Below are 17,029 nucleotides of genomic sequence, written 5' to 3' on the forward strand. Positions count from 1 at the left end.
TATGAGTGAAGCAACAAAGAATCTGTCCCTGTCCTTCCTCGGCGCCGGCTCCATGAACGGCGCCATCCTGCGTGGCATTATCGCCTCGGGCCATGACCCGCAGCTCATCACCGCTACCGTGCGAAGCGATAACCGCGTAGCGGAACTGCGCGAATTGGGCATCAACGTCTTGGTCAGCGAGGAAGATCCCGAAGCCAACCGCCGGGCTGCCGCCAGCGCAGACATTATCTTCCTGGGCGTGAAGCCGGTAGGCATCACCGAACTGTGCGAGGAGATTTCCGGATCGCTGGACGCGCAGAAGGTCGTTGTTTCCGTAGCCGCCGCTATCACCCTGAGCAGCATGCAGTCTCATCTGCCAGCTGGCCAGCCGGTCATCCGTTCCATGCCGAACACCCCTTTGATGGTCGGTGCCGGCGTGGTGGGAATCAGCCCGGCGGCAAGCGTGAGCGACGAGCAGACCAAGTTGGTCACCGATCTGCTCTCCGGATCCGGCGACGTGCACGTCATCGACGAAGAGCAGCAAAATGCGCTCTCGGCAATTTCCGGGTCCGGTCCGGCCTATGCTTTCTACCTGGCTGAGGCCATGGCCAATGCCGGTGTGGCCATGGGCTTGGATGAAAAGCTTTCAATCGCGCTGGCACGTGCCACTGTGGCCGGTGCCGGCAAGATGCTCTCGAACCCTGACGCGGATCCCGCGACCCTGCGCAAGGCGGTAACCAGCCCGAAGGGCACCACCGAGCAGGCTATCGCCACCTTCGATGAGCAGGGAATTCCAAAGATTATTGCTGCGGGCACGCAAGCGGCAGCCGCCCGTGCAGCGCAGCTGAGTGAAGAGCTCGGCTAGGAACGAGCATTCAATACGGCGGTGGGGGGGGGCCCCCCCCGGGGGGGGCCCCCCCCCCCCCCCCCGGGGGGGGGGGGGGCCCCCCCCGGGGGGGGCCCCCCCCCACCGCCGTATTCACGATCCTCGTGCCCTACGGGCGTGCTGCGAAACGCTCGAGCAGGTCCACGTGCCCCGAGACGATCAGGACATCTCGGCGAGTCACCATGGTATCCGGCATGGCGTAGGTGAAATCCTCGCCCGGGGACTTCACACCAACGATCGTCACCCCGTACTTGGAGCGGACTTGGGACTGGGCCAAGGTGAAGCCCTGGGTCTCCTTCGGAGGGTACATCTTCACGATGGCGAAGCCGTCATCGAATTCGATGAAGTCGAGCATGCGGCCACCGACCAGGTGCGCGGCACGCACACCGGCATCGGCTTCCGGGTAGATGACGTGGTTGGCACCAATGCGGGTAAGAATCTTGCCATGGGAGGGCGTAATGGCCTTGACCCACAGATGCTCAATGCCCAGATCCACCAGGTTCACGGTGATCAGCACGGATGATTCGATGGAGGTACCCACGCCCACGACGGCAGAGGAGAATTCCTGGGCGCCGAGCTGGCGCAGGGCGTCAATATTGGTCGCGTCGGCCGCGACCACGTGGGTCAAGGTGCTGGCCCACTGCTGAACGAGCTCCGGGCTGCGCTCAATGGCCAGCACTTCGCGCCCCTGCTTGACCAGCGTTTCAGCGACAGATGCACCGAAGCGGCCCAGGCCGATAACCAGCACCGGGGCATTGTGGTCTATGTTCTTGTCAGCCAATGAGTGGCCTTTCTTCTGGGAGTCTGAACAGCGTATTGCGGTGGCGCATGGTCAACGCGCTGGCGAGCGTAATACTGCCGATGCGTCCGGCAAACATCAACGCGCTGAGCACATACTTGCCGGCCGGAGGCACTTCTTGCGAAACCCCGCTACTCAGGCCCACGGTAGCAAAGGCCGAGATCGACTCGAACAGGGCTCGCGAGAAGCCCACCGATTCGTCGATGGTCACGAGTGCGCCGGTAGCGACCATCACCAGCGAAGCACCCATGGCGACCACGGAGATGGCCACGCGCATGGTGCCTTGCGGAATCTGCCGGCCAAAGGCCTTCGCGTCAGTATCGCCACGGACCTCGGCCAAGATCGCCAAGAACATCACGGCAATGGTGGTGACCTTGATGCCGCCAGCAGTAGAAGCTGAACCGCCACCGGCGAACATCAATGCGTCGGTCAACAAGATGGTCACCTGGTGGATGTCGTTCTGATCCACCAGGTTGAAGCCGCCAGAACGGGTCATGGTGGAGGCGAAGAAGCCATGAATGAGCTTGTCGCTGATGGATAAGCCACCGATGGTCTTGGGATTGGCCCATTCGAAAATCAGCCACAGGAAGGATCCGGCAAAGAGCAGGATGGTGGTGGTGAGCATGGTCAGCTTGGTGTGCAGGTTCCACTTCTTCATATTGAACTTGTGCGCCAGCAGCACCATGATCACCGGGAAACCCAAGGAACCGGTGAACACGCCGGCCATCAATGGGCCCAGGATCCACAGGTCGGTTTCGTAGGGAACCAATCCGTCGGAGTGCGGGGTGAAGCCTGCATTGTTGAAAGCCGAGACGGCATAGAAGATTCCATGCCAGATGGCGGACAGGACGCTTTCACCCAGAATGTAGAAGCGCGGGATCAGAAAGAGCGCGATGACCGCCTGCAGGCTGATCGCTGTGAGGATCACGATGCGCAGCAATGAGCTTACTTCACCCAGCGCTGAGGCTCCAGAACTGTTCATCGAATTCTGCGCCATCAGCTTGGCTCGCACGCCCAGCTTGCGGGATACCGCCAGGGACATGATGGAGGCCAGGGTCAAAATGCCCAGGCCGCCCATGAACGTTGCGACCAGCATGATCAGCTGACCGGTGAATGACCAGTGCACAGCGGTGGAGACGGTCGTTAGGCCAGTAACGCAAACTGCCGACACAGCGGTGAATAATGCGTCATGCAGCGCGGTGGCTTCCCCTGTGGCCGAGGAAAACGGCGCCGCGAGCAGGGAGGTGAACAACGTGATAGCCAGCAAGAAGGCGCCAAGAGTCAAGCGCGCGGGGGAGCGCACGGTGAAGTCCGCAACTGCGATGCGAACGGTCAGCCATTTCTTGCGTCGCTGTTCGCGCATTTCAGCTGCCCGGGCGCTGGGGCCCGATGCACTGGCTGTGCTCATTTATTACTCGCCGTTTCCTGGGGAACAGTTCTTTGCCATGAGGATTTGAAGTCCTTCTAGTAATTTACGCGTTTCCACCGCTAAACGCTTGTGTTGCCCGGCTAAAGACCCGACAAGCCGCGCAAACTGCCATGAATTCATGAGTTGGGTCACTATCGGGTAGCCTGAAATCGTGTTAGATCCGCAGCATGCCCCACGGCCCACCATGGTGATGTGGGATGAAGAGTATCTGAAGTACAAATTCAGCGACTGGCATCCCATGCACCCTTCACGGCTAGAACTGACCTATCGACTCAGCGATGAGCTGGATATCTTCGATGCGCCGAACGTCACGATACAGGCTCCGGATATTGCCGACGATGCGGTCATCGGCTCCGTCCATGACCAGAGCTATATCGATCAGGTGCGGCGGGTGAGCCAGGATCCAACACTCGTTGCCGAAGAATTCGGCTTGGGCACCGAAGACGACCCGGTATTCGCCGGGATGCATGAAGCCGCCGGGCGCATTGTTGGCGGTTCGGTAGCAGCGGCCCAAGCCATCATGGACCAAGAGGTGGTCCGTGCGGTGAACTTCGCCGGCGGCATGCACCACGCCGCGAAAAGCAAGGCCAGCGGTTTCTGCATCTACAATGACGCTGCTGCCGCGATCCATCGCATGCTGGAACAGGGTGCCCAACGCGTGGTCTACATCGATGTGGACGCGCATCACGGGGATGGCACCGAGTCGATCTTCTGGGATGACGAACGCGTGCTGACCATTTCCATCCATGAATCCGGGCTGTCACTGTTCCCCGGTACGGGATTCGCCAATGAAATTGGCGGCAAGAACGCCGAAGGCAGCGCAGTAAATGTTGCTCTGCCGGCAATGACCGGGGACTCCGGGTGGATGCGTGCCTTCCATGCGATCGTTCCGCAGCTGGTACGCGCCTTCAAGCCCGAAATCATCGTCTCCCAGCACGGTTGCGATGCGCACCGTGATGATGACATGACCAACTTGAAGCTGTCTGTTGATGCGCAACGCCAGGCGGCCCTGGACATATCCCAGTTGGCAGATGAGCTGTGCGAAGGCCGGTGGCTGGCTACCGGAGGCGGGGGATACAACGTCACCGCCGTCGTGCCGCGTACCTGGACCCATCTGACGGCGATTGTTGCCGGCAAGCCGGTGCCGTTGCGTACCTATGTTCCCGATACCTTCCGCCGCTACGTTCTGGAAAGGTACGGCCGTGCCATGCCTTACCTCATGGGCGATGACGCCCAGCTGTGGTGGCGCAATTGGGAAGTCGGCTATGATCCGGCCGATCCGGTAGACCGAACCATCATTGCTACACGCAAGGAGATATTCCCGCTTTTCGGGCTCGATCCATGGTTCGACTAGCCTCGCATGGCTGCGGCCAACGGAGACAGAGGCGAGACCTCACAGCATTTTAGGCATGGAAATCGATTGCCAACCGTTCATATGCCGTTAGGGTTATGTGTGTGGCAATTGATGAAGTGTTTTCGGCGTTGGCTGAACCAACCCGACGAAAGATAATAGAAGCGCTCAAGAACGAGCCGAAAGCAGTGGGCACTCTGGTCACTGAACTGGAGATCTCGCAGCCGACTGTTTCCAAGCACTTGAAGGTGCTGCGCGAAGCTGAACTCGTGAGCATGGCCGCTGCCGGGCAGCGGCGCATCTACAGCATTGATACCTCAGCGCTGGAAGATCTCGTGCGCTGGTGCGCCGATTTGGTACCTGCCCAACCGGAGGGCCAGGAGCTGGCAACCACGCAGGCCGAAGCCGAGGGGCAGCTGGCAGCGGTATCGAATCCAACGGCTCAGCAGATCGGGCGGCGCGTTGGCCAAGGCCTGGAACAAGTTACTGGACGTGCGCAAGAGTTTTTCGAGAAACTTCCGCGGTTCGGGCGTCGGCGCTAGCTCTTGTCCAGTCTTCGGCGCTGCAACCGTGCAATATGGTCAATCTTTTAAGTTACGCGCGCAATCCTGTTTTATAACATGAAAATTTTGTTCAGAATGCCCAGCATGGCATTCTCGTGTGCGGGGCAGTGACGCCGGCAATGAGGCCCCTTGTGCGCCTGTGCCTGCCCCAAGTGATGAGGAGAAAAACTTGGATAAGCACTTAGCGACGATTCGCGACGAAGTCTTCCGCCGCAATCCCGGCGAAGCAGAATTCCACCAGGCCGTCACGGAAGTATTCGACAGCCTTGAAGCTGTATCGGTCAAGCATCCTGAATACGCCGAAGCCGCAATCCTGCAGCGTTTGTGCGAACCTGAACGCCAGATCATCTTCCGAGTGCCATGGGTTGACGACGAAGGCCGCGTGCAGATCAACCGCGGCTTCCGCGTTGAATTCAACTCGGCTCTGGGCCCATACAAGGGCGGTCTGCGTTTCCACCCATCGGTTTACCTTGGCATCGTCAAGTTCCTGGGCTTCGAACAGATCTTCAAGAACTCCCTGACCGGCATGCCCATCGGCGGCGGCAAGGGCGGCTCGGACTTCGACCCGCGCGGCAAGTCCGATGGCGAAGTCATGCGCTTCTGCCAGTCCTTCATGACTGAGCTCTACCGCCACATTGGCGAATACACCGACGTGCCAGCCGGCGATATCGGCGTTGGCGGCCGCGAAATCGGTTACCTCTTCGGCCAGTACAAGCGCATCACCAACCGCTACGAGTCCGGTGTGCTGACGGGCAAGGGCTTGAGCTGGGGCGGTTCCCTGGTTCGCCCGGAAGCCACCGGCTACGGCGCAGTGATCTTCACTGAAGAAATGCTCAAGACCCGCGGCCAGACTTTCGATGGCCAGCGTGTGGTCGTTTCCGGTTCGGGCAACGTGGCAATCCACGCCATCGAGAAGGCGCAGGCACTGGGAGCGAAGGTCGTTACGGCTTCCGACTCGGCCGGCTTCATCGTTGACGAGGGCGGCATCGACCTGGATCTGCTGCGTCAGATCAAGGAAGTTGAGCGCGGCCGCATCTCCGAGTATGCCGAACGCCGTGGCACCAAGAAGGTGAAGTACGTTGCCGGTGGCAGCGTCTGGGACGTTGCAGGCACCGTGGCGCTGCCCTGCGCAACCCAGAACGAATTGGGCGCTGAGGCCGCAAAGAAGATGGTTGCTGCTGGCACCATCGCAGTGGCCGAAGGCGCCAACATGCCTACTACCGCTGAAGCGACCTCGATCTTCCAGGATGCAGGGGTGCTCTTCGGCCCGGGCAAGGCAGCCAACGCTGGTGGTGTTGCTACCTCCGCTCTGGAGATGCAGCAGAACGCCAGCCGCGATGCATGGAGCTTCGAGCACACCGAGCGTCGCCTGACTGAGATCATGGTCGGCATCCACACCAGCTGTGCTGCTACTGCAGACGAGTACGGCATGCCGGGGAACTACGTCGCCGGCGCCAACATCGCGGGCTTCGTGAAGGTCGCAGACGCAATGCTCGCACAGGGCGTCATCTAATAATCTGCAGCGCTGCAATCCGCGTGAATTCATTGGGGACCCGGTGAAATCACGCGGATTGTCTCGTTCAGGCATCAAAAAATGTGATTCAGATGGTCACGTGTGTGTTTCGTGATGCAAAAGTTACAAAAGTGCGATTAGACTAGTACAAAGCGAACGTGAACCTGAACCGCCGATGTTGATCCAAAGTCGTGTAAGTTCATCTTCGCTAAATTAACGCGACGAATAAGAGATCAGCGTCAGGAGAATATCCCGCATGACGGATAAACAGAATTTTGCCGGAGCCCGTTTCATGACTGTGGCCGAAGTGGCCGACATGATGCGCGTTTCCAAAATGACCGTTTATCGGCTGATCCACGCCGGTGATTTGCCTGCTGTTCAGTTCGGTCGCTCCTATCGCGTTCCGGAAAACGCCGTGGAATCATATCTGAATGCCGCGGCCATTGATCCGCAGCACGGTACCGGTTCTTACGGTCGATAGTCCGCGCGATGGTCAGAGCATGACCGAAAAGCGGGTAATCTGTTAAGGAACGTTTAACGTCCGGTCAACCTTGTCCTTGGGCTCGCGCGCAAGCAGGCATTTGGGGTTGACGCATTTATTTAGTTTGTGAGGAACCACTATGGGCTCTGTTATCAAGAAGCGCCGCAAGCGTATGTCGAAGAAGAAGCACCGCAAATTGCTTCGTAAGACCCGCCACCAGCGTCGTAATAAGAAGTAAATCTACTTCTGAGCATTTGCCGCTTGGCAATCATCGCCACCGCTTCACAGTGAAACTGTTGAACGGTGGCGATTGCTTTATCCAAAGCCGCCCAGCGCCGGCCTAGGAGCCGGAACGGCGCAGAATGGACCGTCGCGCCGCCCAGAGCGCACCAAGCACTCCAGCGGCCTTCAGGCCTAGTTTGGCAGCTCGCTGGCCGGTGCGGAAGTCGTAGACCTGCCAGCCGCGGCGCTTGGCGTAGGCGCGAAGCCGCGCATCGGGATTGATGCACACAGGATGTCCCACAGCTTCAAGCAAGGGAACATCATTGTAGGAATCCGAGTATGCCCATGATTTCGACAGCGAGATGCCGCGAGCCTTCGCCAGGGTGCGCACCGCTTGCGCTTTTTCCGCAGCGTGCAGGATCGGGCTGGCCAGCGCTCCGGTGTAGAAACCGTCTTCGCTGGCCACTACGGTGCCCAATGCACCGGTAAGTTCGAGACGTTGCGAGATGACATTCGCCACTTCCAGGGGAGTGGCAGTGACTAGCCAGACTTCACGGCCCACCGTCCGATGCTGGCGAGCAATGGCTACCGTACCGGTCCAAAGCTTGGGTTCGATGTATTCGTCATAAATCTCGTTGCCGATCTTCTCGATCTCGGACACCGGGATCCCTCGGACCATCATCAACGCACGGTCGCGAATCTGGTGAATGTCCCCTAGGTGCTCACCGCGCGCGGCGAAGCGCAACTGCTTGAGCGCGAACCAGAGGATTTCGCGGAATTGGAAGAAGCGGCGCTCATGCAGTTTCCGGGCCAGCAGATACAGCGATGCACCGCGCACAAGGGTGTTATCTACATCGAAGAAAGCGGCGACCGTGTCCGGAGCCAGGGCGGAATTCGGGCTGGGGTGATGATCGATGGAAGACATTTGATCCAGTTTATTTCATTGCCAAGTTTAAGGGCGGTTACGGCTCGTGAGATTATAGGCAGGTGAGTACTTTGAATCAGATCCAGCTGTTGGTTCGAGAAGGCTGCCACCTGTGCCAGGCCGCACGCGCAACCGTGGCCGAGGTGACTGGCCGGTTGAATATGGAGTTTTCCGAACTGGATATTGACCAGCACCCTGAATTGCTGGCCAAGCACCACGAGGAAGTGCCGGTTCTGCTGATCAACGGAGAAGTCCGCGACTTCTGGCACATCGACGCACAGCGTCTGGAACGACTACTGAGCAGCTAGCCGCTGCCGAATAAATGAAAATGCGTTGTGCTCTTCAAGAGCACCGAAAAGTGCGGGAGAACGAAGATGTCAGAGCTTGAAGCCCGGGTCCTGCCTGAGGCCACGCTGGCTCGACTGACCCAGTACTTGCGCGCGCTGAACGCCTTGGAAGCCCAGGGCCTGGAACGCACCAGTTCCGGGGTGCTGGCCAAGGAAGCTGGAGTGAACCCCTCCATCCTGCGCAAAGACCTTTCCTGGTTGGGTTCCTACGGAACCCGCGGGGTGGGCTACGTGGTCCGCGAACTGGCAGAACATATCAGCCGCACCCTCGGCCTGAACCAGGACTGGCGTGTGGCCATCCTCGGCGCCGGTAACCTGGGGCGCGCGCTCAGCGGATATGCAGGCTTCAGGACTCGTGGCTTCAACGTCAAGGCGATCCTGGATATCGACCCCGCACTGGTCGGCAGCCCGGTCGGCGAGCTGCACGTGGAAGCGATCGCGGACTTGGCCGCAGTGGTTGAACGCGAAGAAATCAACATCGCTGTTCTGGCAATTCCGGGCGATGCTGCGCAGGACCTGGTCTACGAACTGGCCGCGCTTTCGGTCCGCTCGGTGCTCTCGTTCGCACCGATGCCGCTTCGCGTACCCGCGGGCATGAACCTGCGGCGCGTTGATCTTTCCACTGAATTGCAGATCCTGGCATACCTCGCCGTTCAAGGCTGAAGCCGCGCAGACGAGAAAAGGCGTAGCCGCGTCATCCCTTGGGTGGATGGAGCGGCTACGCCTTTATTGTCCCTGCAGGGCCTCGCGAAGAGGCTCGGCCATGCGTTTAGCGGAAGCCGGCCAGGCGAGCCTGGCGGCGCTGCGCAATGTATTGCGAAGAAGGGCGCAACCAGGCGAAGACCACGCCTGCAATGCCCAACAAGATGCCCACAACGTAGACAGCGTTGATAATTCCGGCTTGAGTGTCAGCGAACATGCTGATCATTGGAACGATAGTCACCAGATTCAGCAGTGAAAGCGCACCGAGGATCGTGGCGATAATTCGCATGGCGCCCACGCCGCGGCCAACGAAGAAGCCCACCAGGAAATACAGGGCCAAGGTGATGATCATGGAGATAATCACGAAGGTCGACATCATGGAATTGACCTGGGCCATGAAGGCCTCAGGGCTTGCCATCATCTGTTCAACCAGTGGATCCTGCTCCATGCCCGGGGTGCTCTGCATCTGGTTCTGGAACTCTTCTTGCACCAGCGACCACTGCTGGCCAATCATGTTGGCCATCATGTTGGAGTTGGTCATCAGCCAGCTGGCGAGGGCACTGAAGATGCCCGCGAGCATGATCAAGCCAAAGGCGATAGCCAAGGTCCGTGGCCGCTCGGTCGGCGGCTGCACGCCGGCGTAACCGCCCTGCTGGGCATACTGGTCGTAGCCCGGTGCCTGCGGTTGCCCGTAAGGATTCGGATTCTGGCCGTACGGGTTCTGGCCATACGGCGAGGGCTGCTGGCCGTAGGGGTTTTCGCCGTACGGGTTCTGCGATGAACCCTGGCCGGAAGGGCCCGGGTTGTAGGGCTGGCCCGGCTGGTTAGGATCGTTGTCGCTCATGATGCGTCCTTCTGGGTCGAACTGTCTTATTGACTAAGCGTAGTGGCAGTCGATTGTGAGCAACCCCTCCGAAAGGATGGTTTTTCCATATGGGATTCCAATGCGTGTCCTGTGAATAGTTGACGGTGGCCACAATATGGCTAATTTGCACCGAATATTTGAGACACTGGAGGCATGCCTTTATCGACCGTCCATTTGTTGCGCCACGGGGAAGTTTTCAACCCTGACCGTATGCTCTACGGCAGGATCCCCGGCTTCGGGCTCTCGGAACTCGGATTCCAGATGGCCGATGGGGCAGGAGAATATTTTGCCAAGCGCCAAGCAGAAGGCGGCAACGTGGTGCGTCTGGTGGCCTCACCGCTCCTGCGAGCCCAGCAGACAGCCGCGCCGACCTCCAATGCTCTGGATCTGCAGGTCCACACCGACGAGCGGGTTATCGAAGCCGGCAACAAGCTGGAAGGGCTGTCCAAGGTTGCGGAGCACCTGCGTCAGCCGAAGTACTGGCCGCTGCTGGTCAACCCGCTGAAGCCTTCATGGGGCGAACCATATGCCCAGCAGGTTGCTCGCATGCGCCTGGCCATGGATGAGCACCGCAAGGCCGCCCTCGCCGAGCACGGCGAAGGAGCGGAAGTCATTATCGTCAGCCACCAGCTGCCGATCTGGGTTACGCGCCGCGCCGCCGAGAAGAAGCCGCTGTGGCACGATCCGCGCCAGCGCGAGTGCACCCTGGCTTCCATCACCAGCTTTGATTTTGAGGGAGACGAATTGGTCTCCGTGCGTTACACCGAACCGTGCCCCGAGCTGCTTGCCGGCGCGGCGAATATCCCTGGAGCCTAAAGCAAAATGACAGATCCTGTGCCTAATCCTCGCCACTTGAGCCGCCGCACCATGTTGCGTTCGCTCATGGTTGCCGCCGCCGTGGTGCCCTTGGCTGCCTGCAGCGGCAAGGAAGATGCGCTGACCGCGCAAGCAAACAGCGGCGACGGCAAGAACTACATCGCTGGCGACGGCGCCGTGGAAGAGTACGAAGTTTCCAAGCGCAGCGAACCGGTTGCCCTCAAGGCCACCACCTACCATGGCACCGATATCGACTTCACGCAGTGGCAGGGCAAGCCCGTAGTCATGAACTTCTGGTATGCCGCCTGCGCTCCGTGCCGCATCGAGGCACCGGATCTGAAGGAAATCGCTGAAGGCTTCGGCGAGAAAGTCGAATTCATTGGCGTCAACGTACGCGATGAAGCCGAAGCGGCGAAGGCCTTCGAGCGCACTTTCGAGATTCCCTATGAGTCGGTACAGGATACCTCCGGGGACATCCAGCTGGCGATGACCAAGTACGTCCCGTTGCAAGCGGTTCCATCCACCTTGGTGCTGGACCGCCAGGGCCGTGTCCGTGCCCGCGTGATCGGTGCCGTAGAGCCTGGCACCCTGAAGTCATTGATCGACTCCGCTCTGACCGAAGAGTTGTGAGCTGATCAGTGACCACTAATCCCTTTGCCGACATCGTCCTGGACGGGTCGTTGCTGCTGGCTGCCCCAGTAGCACTGCTGGCCGGGCTGGTCTCCTTCCTTTCGCCTTGCGTCCTGCCGCTGGTGCCGGGCTACCTCGGTTACGTCACCGGGTTGACTGGTGCGGATCTGAAGGAGCACCGGCGCGGCCGCGTGGTCTCCGGCGTACTGCTCTTTGTCCTGGGATTCTCCGTGGTCTTCATCGCAGCGGGCGTGCTTTTCAGCCAGGCCTCCGCGTGGCTCAGGTTCAACGGCTCCTGGGTCACCCAGGCATTGGGCCTGGTCGTGGTCTTCATGGGCATCGTGTTCATGGGCGGCTTCTCCTGGATGCAGCGTGACCGCAAGATCCACAGGAAACCGCCTGCAGGCCTGTGGGGTGCCCCGGTTCTGGGGCTGACCTTCGGCCTGGGGTGGGCACCGTGCATCGGCCCCACCTTGAGTGCGGTACTGATCATGTCCACCGGTGTGGACGCGAACGTAGGGCGTGGAACGCTCCTGACTGTGTTCTATTGCCTCGGATTGGGTTTGCCCTTCATCCTGATTGCAATGGGGTTGCAGCGCGGCATGCAGGCGCTGGCGTTCTTCCGCAAGCACCAGGTTTTCATCATGCGTTTGGGCGGGGTACTACTCATTGCCTTGGGACTGGTCATGGTGACCGGTCTGTGGGGAACATGGGTAGCAGAACTGCAAAACTGGTTTGCCAATGAAGTGAGGTTGCCAATTTAATGGCGAAACAACAACGGAATTCCAAGGGAACTGGCGACGCGCCTGCTCTGGGATTCATGGGTTCCATGCGTTGGATCTGGACCCAGCTGACATCGATGCCAACAGCCTTGTTCTTGCTGTTGCTGCTCGCCGTCGCTGCGGTACCGGGATCGATCTTCCCGCAACGCGACGCCAACCCCGAATCTGTAGCCCAGTACCTGGAACAGCACACCACCGCTGGTCCATGGCTGGATCGCTTCCAGATGTTCGAAGTGTATTCATCGGTGTGGTTCTCCGCGATCTACATCTTGCTGTTCGTCTCGCTGATTGGCTGCATCATCCCGCGTGTGAAGAAGCACGCCAAAGCCTTGCGCACCCCGCCGCCGAGGACCCCGGTGCGCCTGGAACGACTTCCCCAGTACAGCTCGCATGAAATTCTGGAAGGCGAGACGGATACGCCCGATGACCAGCAGGTCATCGAGGATTCGTTCAGGATCCTGAAGAAGCGCGGCTACCGTGTCGAGCGCCGCGAGGATGCCACCGGGGCCTCGGTTGCCGCAGAGCGCGGGTATACCCGCGAAATCGGCAACCTGCTCTTCCACATCTCGCTGATGGGCGTACTGGCTTCGGCCGCGATCGGCGGAGCCCTGGGCTACACCGGGCAGCGCGTGGTTGTCGAGGGGGAGACCTTCGTGAATTCGCTGGTGGCCTACGACTCCTTCACCCCGGGCACCGGCTTCAATGCCGATAATTTGCCGCCCTTTGCTGTGACGCTGGACAAATTCGACATCATCTTCGACCGCGAATCCGAATCGCATTTCGGACAGCCGCTGGACTTCACCGCTCACGTCAAGGTGCGCGAATCGCCCGATGCCGAGCCAGTGAAGCAGGAGCTGAAGGTCAACCATCCGCTGCGGATCAGCGGCGGTGACGTGTACCTGGTCGGCAATGGCTACGCCCCGGTGATCACCGTCAAGGATGGCAACGGCAATGTCTCCTATTCCGGCCCGGCGGTTTCCATTCCGCAGGATTCGGTCTACACCTCGATGTTCGTGCTGAAGGTTCCGGACGCCGAGCCATCGCAGCTGGGCTTCCAGGGCTTCTTGCTGCCAACCGCACTGGTGGATGAGAACGGCTTCGGCATCTCGGGCGATCCCAACGCCATCAACCCCCAGCTGCACCTGAACTCGTACTTCGGGGATCTGGGCCTTGACGACGGCAACCCGCAAAACGTGTTCGTGCTGGACACGGAGAAGATGGAACCGCTGAACAGCCGTGATTTGGATGCCGGCGGCATCATCCTCGAAGCGGGGCAGACCTACGAGCTGCCCGACGGCAAGGGCTCGATTACCTTTGACGACCTCAAGCGCTTCGTTGCATTGGACATCAATCATGACCCGGGCAAGCTGCCAATCGGCATTTTCTCAGGTCTGGCGCTGATCGGCCTTGCGGTCTCGCTGTTCACCCCGCGTCGCCGCGTCTGGGTGAAGCTGAAACAAGAAAACGGCAAGCGTAGTATCGAGTACGCACTGCTGGCACGTGGCGAGGATCCGCGTCTGGAACGCGAAGCTGCAGAACTACAGAAGATCTTTGACAAGGCTTGGCCATTGGCAAGCCAGGAGCAGAACCAAGGAGCAGTAAATGGATAACGCTGGGGCATTAGCGCCAATCAATGAAACGCTGGGTGAATACAGCCAGTTGTTCATGCTGCTGGCCGCCATGGTCTACGGAGTGGTCTTCATCATTTTCGCCTTGGACCTGGCAAAGACCAACAAGTCCATCAGCGAAATGGATTCCGAAGCGCTCAAGCGCGACGAGGAACTGCTGGTTAGCGCCGGCGGCGCCGTGGGCACCAAGCCCCGTTCGCGCCGGGGTGCCGCTGTGCGTGCCGACAACGTCGGCGAGCATATCGTGACCGATAAGATGGAGTACACGCAGTTGTCGGCCAAGCGCCCCACGGCTCGCATTGCCGTGGTGCTGATGTGGCTGGCCGCTGCCCTGCACGGCGGTGCCGTGGTTTCCCGTGCGATAGCCGCGCACCGAGTGCCCTGGGGCAACATGTACGAGTTCCTGTCCACCGGTGCATTCCTGGTGGCTCTGGTCTTCTTGCTGGTGCTGATCTTCAAGGACCTGCGCTTCATGGGATCCTTCATCTCCGGCCTGGTCACCTTGATGCTGTGCGGTGCCACCATCGGCTTCCCGACACCGGTTGGCCACCTCGTTCCTGCCCTGCAGTCGCCATGGATCGTCATTCACGTCTCCATCGCCGTCCTGGCGTCGGCACTGTTCGCCATCAGCTTCGCCATGAATGTGCTGCAGCTGGTACAGCATGCTCGCATGAACCGGCTGGCCGCTGGACAGGACGACAAGCTGCCCTTCATGCGCGTGGTGCCAGGTGCCGGCGCATTGGAGAACTTCGCCTACCGTATCAACACCATCGGCTTCGTGATGTGGACCTTCACTGTCATCGCTGGTGCGATCTGGGCTGAGGCCGCTTGGAGCCGCTACTGGGGCTGGGATCCAAAGGAAGTCTGGTCCTTCGTGATCTGGGTTGTCTACGCAGGCTACCTGCACGCCCGTGCCACCGGTGGCTGGACGGGCCCACGCTCGGCCTGGTTGTCGATCATCGGCTTCCTGTGCGTGGTCTTCAACTTCACCATCGTGAATATCTTCTTCGACGGTCTGCACTCCTACGCCGGAGTCTAGTTCCTAAGAATCCAGCACTGCGAGCGGTTTCCCTTTAGCGGGGAGGCCGCTCGCAGTACTTTAAGCGTTCGTTGCAGGCCCTGGTACTCAAGTGCAGGGGCACAGACCGGCGCTTGCCCCCGTCCGCCCCTCCAGCGCCCGTAGAGGAAGCCCCGCGTCCCTGGCCGCCTGCAAGAGTGCCCGAAGTTTCCACGAGGCATGAAAAAGCCCAGCGGCGCTGGTACGCGTGCTGGGCTGGTTGCCGGGATCCCGGCAGTACTAGGGGGTTATTCGGTTTCAGACGAAGAGCTGTCGGTGCCTTCTGGCTTGTTCTTGCGTTCTGCACCTGGCTTCGGTTCCTTGGCCTCAGGCTTGGCTGGTTTCTCGCCATCGGGCTTCTGCACGTCTTCACGTTTAGTGAGGTCTTGCTCACGCGCTTTCGAGTCGGCTTCACGCTGTTGCTGGCGGCGCCAGACCTCCAGCTGGCGCAGGAAATCCTCATCGTCGTCCGGAGCCATGGACTTCTGCGCAGGGGTGCCATTTGACGCAACAGGGCGACCTAGGAGGAACCACAAACCGGCTCCGATTAGCGGAAGGAGGATGACGACCGCAATCCACGCAGGCTTAGGCAATGAACGAATGCTGCGGCGCTCTGCACGAGCGCATTCGATCAGGGTATAAATCGTCAAAGCAACCGAAACCACTGCGGCGAAAATCAATAAGCGGACCATGCTTCCATTCTAGTGATAATCCTGTTCACAGGTTCACCGGTAGAATTGAGACTATGCAGTTTGTGAAATATACCGTTATCCGCCTAGGCATATTCCTAGCCGTTTTCTTGGGCCTCTGGTTAGGTATGAAGTGGCCAATCTTCGTTTCCGGAATCATTGGCCTGGTCGTGGCCTTCGCGGTGGCCTACCTTTTCTTCAATAAACTTCGGCTAAAGGCGAACGAAGATATCCGCAACGCTTTCAGCAAGACCTCGGCAAACAAGACCAGGATGCAGCTAGCTGATGAAGCCGTTGAGGATGAATTCGACGAATCACAGCGCAAGCAGACCCCTGGCGCCGAGTAAATTTCCCCACGCAGGTTCACCTCGAACTGCATAGCCAGCCATTCACGCATGGCCGGCAGAACAATTAACGAGATGGGCTGGCCGGATCAATTGATCCGGCCAGCCCATCTCGTTTTTCCTTCTGCAGCGGTGGCTAGGCCAAAACCTCGATGGCGATAGCCAAGGAGAAGAGCACCGCATACACGATATTGACCATGCCGGTCTGCTTGAGCACCAGCACCAGCTTTGGCAGCTGCTGCTCGCGAAGCATCAGCAGCGATGGAGCCACTGCAGGAACGAAGGTGAGCAGGATCAGCCACATCCACGGGAAGGCGCTGGTGGCCAGCAAGGGGAGCAGGATGGCTACCGCCAGCATCAGCACGTAGCTCAAGCGGGCATTGTGTTCGCCAAGGCGCACAGCCAAGGTAATCTTTCCCACCTCTTTATCGGTAGGAATGTCTCGCACGTTATTGGCCATCAGCAGGGCGCAGCCAATCAGGCCGGTGCCGATGGCACCCCACAGCGAAGCCATGGTCAGCTGGTTGATCTGGGTGAAGGTGGTACCCAAGGTGGCGACCAAGCCGAAGAAGATGAAAACGTAAATATCGCCCAAGCCACGGTAGCCGTAGGGGTTCTTGCCGCCGGTGTAGCCCCAAGCGGCGAAGATCGCGGCGACGCCTACCAGCAGCAGCGGCCACGAGGAAGAAATGATGACCAGGACCAGACCGAAGATGGCGGCTAGCCCGAAGCAGCCGAAAGCGGCATTGCGCACGTTCTTCGGCTCGGTGAGCTTGGAACCGGTCAGGCGCAGCGGGCCGACGCGTTCGTCATCGGTGCCTCGGATGCCGTCCGAGTAGTCGTTGGAGTAGTTCACTCCGACCTGGAGCAGCAGGCCCACCAGCAGAGCCAAGACGAAACGGAACCAATGAACGGTTCCAGTTTCGCCCAGCGCGGCTGCGGTACCGATGACAACCGGGGCAATGACGATAGGCAAGGTGCGCAAACGCGCCCCAGAAACCCACTGGGAAAGTGTGGCCAC

At 59.7% G+C, this 17,029-nt stretch carries 20 protein-coding genes; 14 read left to right on the forward strand and 6 right to left on the reverse strand.

Translation table 11 applies throughout. The features are described 5' to 3' along the window. Position 1 precedes the first annotated feature (1 nt). A complete protein-coding gene (gene proC / locus ACIOU9_RS00870) occupies positions 2-844 on the forward strand; it encodes a pyrroline-5-carboxylate reductase (protein ID WP_105656959.1) in 843 nt (280 codons plus the stop codon). A 130-nt stretch (positions 845-974) separates the two neighbouring features. Here proC and ACIOU9_RS00875 read toward each other — a convergent pair whose 3' ends face one another. Beyond that, the gene (locus tag ACIOU9_RS00875) at positions 975-1,613 is read right to left on the reverse strand and encodes a TrkA family potassium uptake protein (protein ID WP_105657082.1); all 639 of its coding nucleotides are present in this window, start codon (positions 1,611-1,613) and stop codon (positions 975-977) included. 25 nt (positions 1,614-1,638) lie between these two features. After that, positions 1,639-3,072, reverse strand: a complete 1,434-nt coding sequence (locus ACIOU9_RS00880) for a TrkH family potassium uptake protein (protein ID WP_402695849.1) — start codon at positions 3,070-3,072, stop codon at positions 1,639-1,641. 205 nt (positions 3,073-3,277) lie between these two features. Here ACIOU9_RS00880 and ACIOU9_RS00885 point away from each other — a divergent pair, with 205 nt between their 5' ends. From ACIOU9_RS00885 to ACIOU9_RS00905, 5 genes are all read left to right on the forward strand, one after another. Then, positions 3,278-4,447 (forward strand): acetoin utilization protein AcuC, encoded by a 1,170-nt coding sequence (locus ACIOU9_RS00885; protein WP_402696312.1) that lies wholly within the window; start codon positions 3,278-3,280, stop codon positions 4,445-4,447. Between the two features lie 95 nt (positions 4,448-4,542). Continuing rightward, on the forward strand, positions 4,543-4,986 hold the full coding sequence (locus ACIOU9_RS00890; RefSeq protein WP_353615988.1) for a metalloregulator ArsR/SmtB family transcription factor: 444 nt from the start codon (positions 4,543-4,545) through the stop codon (positions 4,984-4,986). Positions 4,987-5,176: 190 nt separating this feature from the next. Then, positions 5,177-6,520, forward strand: coding sequence for an NADP-specific glutamate dehydrogenase (gene gdhA, locus ACIOU9_RS00895; RefSeq protein ID WP_105656957.1), 1,344 nt, complete (start codon positions 5,177-5,179; stop codon positions 6,518-6,520). Between the two features lie 256 nt (positions 6,521-6,776). Beyond that, the gene (locus ACIOU9_RS00900; protein WP_013349804.1) at positions 6,777-7,001 is read left to right on the forward strand and encodes a helix-turn-helix domain-containing protein; all 225 of its coding nucleotides are present in this window, start codon (positions 6,777-6,779) and stop codon (positions 6,999-7,001) included. A gap of 139 nt (positions 7,002-7,140) precedes the next feature. Further along, on the forward strand, positions 7,141-7,239 hold the full coding sequence (locus tag ACIOU9_RS00905) for a 30S ribosomal protein bS22 (RefSeq protein WP_005504750.1): 99 nt from the start codon (positions 7,141-7,143) through the stop codon (positions 7,237-7,239). 102 nt (positions 7,240-7,341) lie between these two features. Here ACIOU9_RS00905 and ACIOU9_RS00910 read toward each other — a convergent pair whose 3' ends face one another. Then, on the reverse strand, positions 7,342-8,148 hold the full coding sequence (locus ACIOU9_RS00910; protein ID WP_105656956.1) for an HAD family phosphatase: 807 nt from the start codon (positions 8,146-8,148) through the stop codon (positions 7,342-7,344). A gap of 62 nt (positions 8,149-8,210) precedes the next feature. On the opposite strand from ACIOU9_RS00910, the gene ACIOU9_RS00915 reads away from it, so the two are divergent. Both ACIOU9_RS00915 and ACIOU9_RS00920 read left to right on the forward strand, forming a co-directional pair. Next, positions 8,211-8,456: a glutaredoxin family protein gene (locus ACIOU9_RS00915; protein ID WP_332485935.1), complete on the forward strand. Its 246-nt coding sequence runs from the start codon at positions 8,211-8,213 to the stop codon at positions 8,454-8,456. A gap of 27 nt (positions 8,457-8,483) precedes the next feature. Beyond that, complete coding sequence (locus ACIOU9_RS00920) at positions 8,484-9,158, forward strand: redox-sensing transcriptional repressor Rex (RefSeq protein WP_286134124.1); 675 nt, start codon at positions 8,484-8,486, stop codon at positions 9,156-9,158. A 106-nt stretch (positions 9,159-9,264) separates the two neighbouring features. Here ACIOU9_RS00920 and ACIOU9_RS00925 read toward each other — a convergent pair whose 3' ends face one another. Next, positions 9,265-10,041 (reverse strand): DUF3824 domain-containing protein, encoded by a 777-nt coding sequence (locus tag ACIOU9_RS00925; protein WP_105656954.1) that lies wholly within the window; start codon positions 10,039-10,041, stop codon positions 9,265-9,267. 174 nt (positions 10,042-10,215) lie between these two features. On the opposite strand from ACIOU9_RS00925, the gene ACIOU9_RS00930 reads away from it, so the two are divergent. The 5 genes from ACIOU9_RS00930 to ccsB are packed head-to-tail and all read left to right on the forward strand — an operon-like array spanning position 10,216 to position 14,957. After that, positions 10,216-10,878: a histidine phosphatase family protein gene (locus tag ACIOU9_RS00930; RefSeq protein WP_105656953.1), complete on the forward strand. Its 663-nt coding sequence runs from the start codon at positions 10,216-10,218 to the stop codon at positions 10,876-10,878. A gap of 36 nt (positions 10,879-10,914) precedes the next feature. Further along, complete coding sequence (locus ACIOU9_RS00935; RefSeq protein WP_332485937.1) at positions 10,915-11,508, forward strand: TlpA disulfide reductase family protein; 594 nt, start codon at positions 10,915-10,917, stop codon at positions 11,506-11,508. Positions 11,509-11,516: 8 nt separating this feature from the next. Further along, positions 11,517-12,272: a cytochrome c biogenesis CcdA family protein gene (locus tag ACIOU9_RS00940; protein ID WP_105656951.1), complete on the forward strand. Its 756-nt coding sequence runs from the start codon at positions 11,517-11,519 to the stop codon at positions 12,270-12,272. Then, the gene (locus ACIOU9_RS00945; RefSeq protein WP_133833583.1) at positions 12,272-13,900 is read left to right on the forward strand and encodes a cytochrome c biogenesis protein ResB; all 1,629 of its coding nucleotides are present in this window, start codon (positions 12,272-12,274) and stop codon (positions 13,898-13,900) included. Before ACIOU9_RS00940 ends, ACIOU9_RS00945 begins: the two co-directional genes overlap by 1 nt. Then, positions 13,893-14,957 carry a c-type cytochrome biogenesis protein CcsB gene (gene ccsB / locus ACIOU9_RS00950; protein WP_105656949.1) on the forward strand — a complete coding sequence of 355 codons (1,065 nt, stop codon included), beginning with the start codon at positions 13,893-13,895 and terminating at the stop codon, positions 14,955-14,957. Before ACIOU9_RS00945 ends, ccsB begins: the two co-directional genes overlap by 8 nt. A 266-nt stretch (positions 14,958-15,223) precedes the next feature. On the opposite strand, the gene ACIOU9_RS00955 is transcribed toward ccsB, so the two are convergent. Next, a complete protein-coding gene (locus tag ACIOU9_RS00955) occupies positions 15,224-15,667 on the reverse strand; it encodes a PLD nuclease N-terminal domain-containing protein (protein ID WP_402695851.1) in 444 nt (147 codons plus the stop codon). A gap of 53 nt (positions 15,668-15,720) precedes the next feature. Here ACIOU9_RS00955 and ACIOU9_RS00960 point away from each other — a divergent pair, with 53 nt between their 5' ends. Further along, positions 15,721-16,011 (forward strand): DUF4229 domain-containing protein, encoded by a 291-nt coding sequence (locus ACIOU9_RS00960; RefSeq protein ID WP_105656947.1) that lies wholly within the window; start codon positions 15,721-15,723, stop codon positions 16,009-16,011. A 133-nt stretch (positions 16,012-16,144) separates the two neighbouring features. Here the strand turns inward: ACIOU9_RS00960 and ACIOU9_RS00965 are convergent, their stop codons facing one another. Beyond that, entirely contained in the window at positions 16,145-17,029 is an 885-nt protein-coding gene (locus ACIOU9_RS00965) for a 1,4-dihydroxy-2-naphthoate polyprenyltransferase (protein ID WP_402695853.1), read from the reverse strand.

Origin of the sequence: Glutamicibacter sp. NPDC087583 (assembly GCF_044743685.1) — a bacterium.
In the GTDB taxonomy this organism is placed as follows: domain Bacteria; phylum Actinomycetota; class Actinomycetes; order Actinomycetales; family Micrococcaceae; genus Glutamicibacter.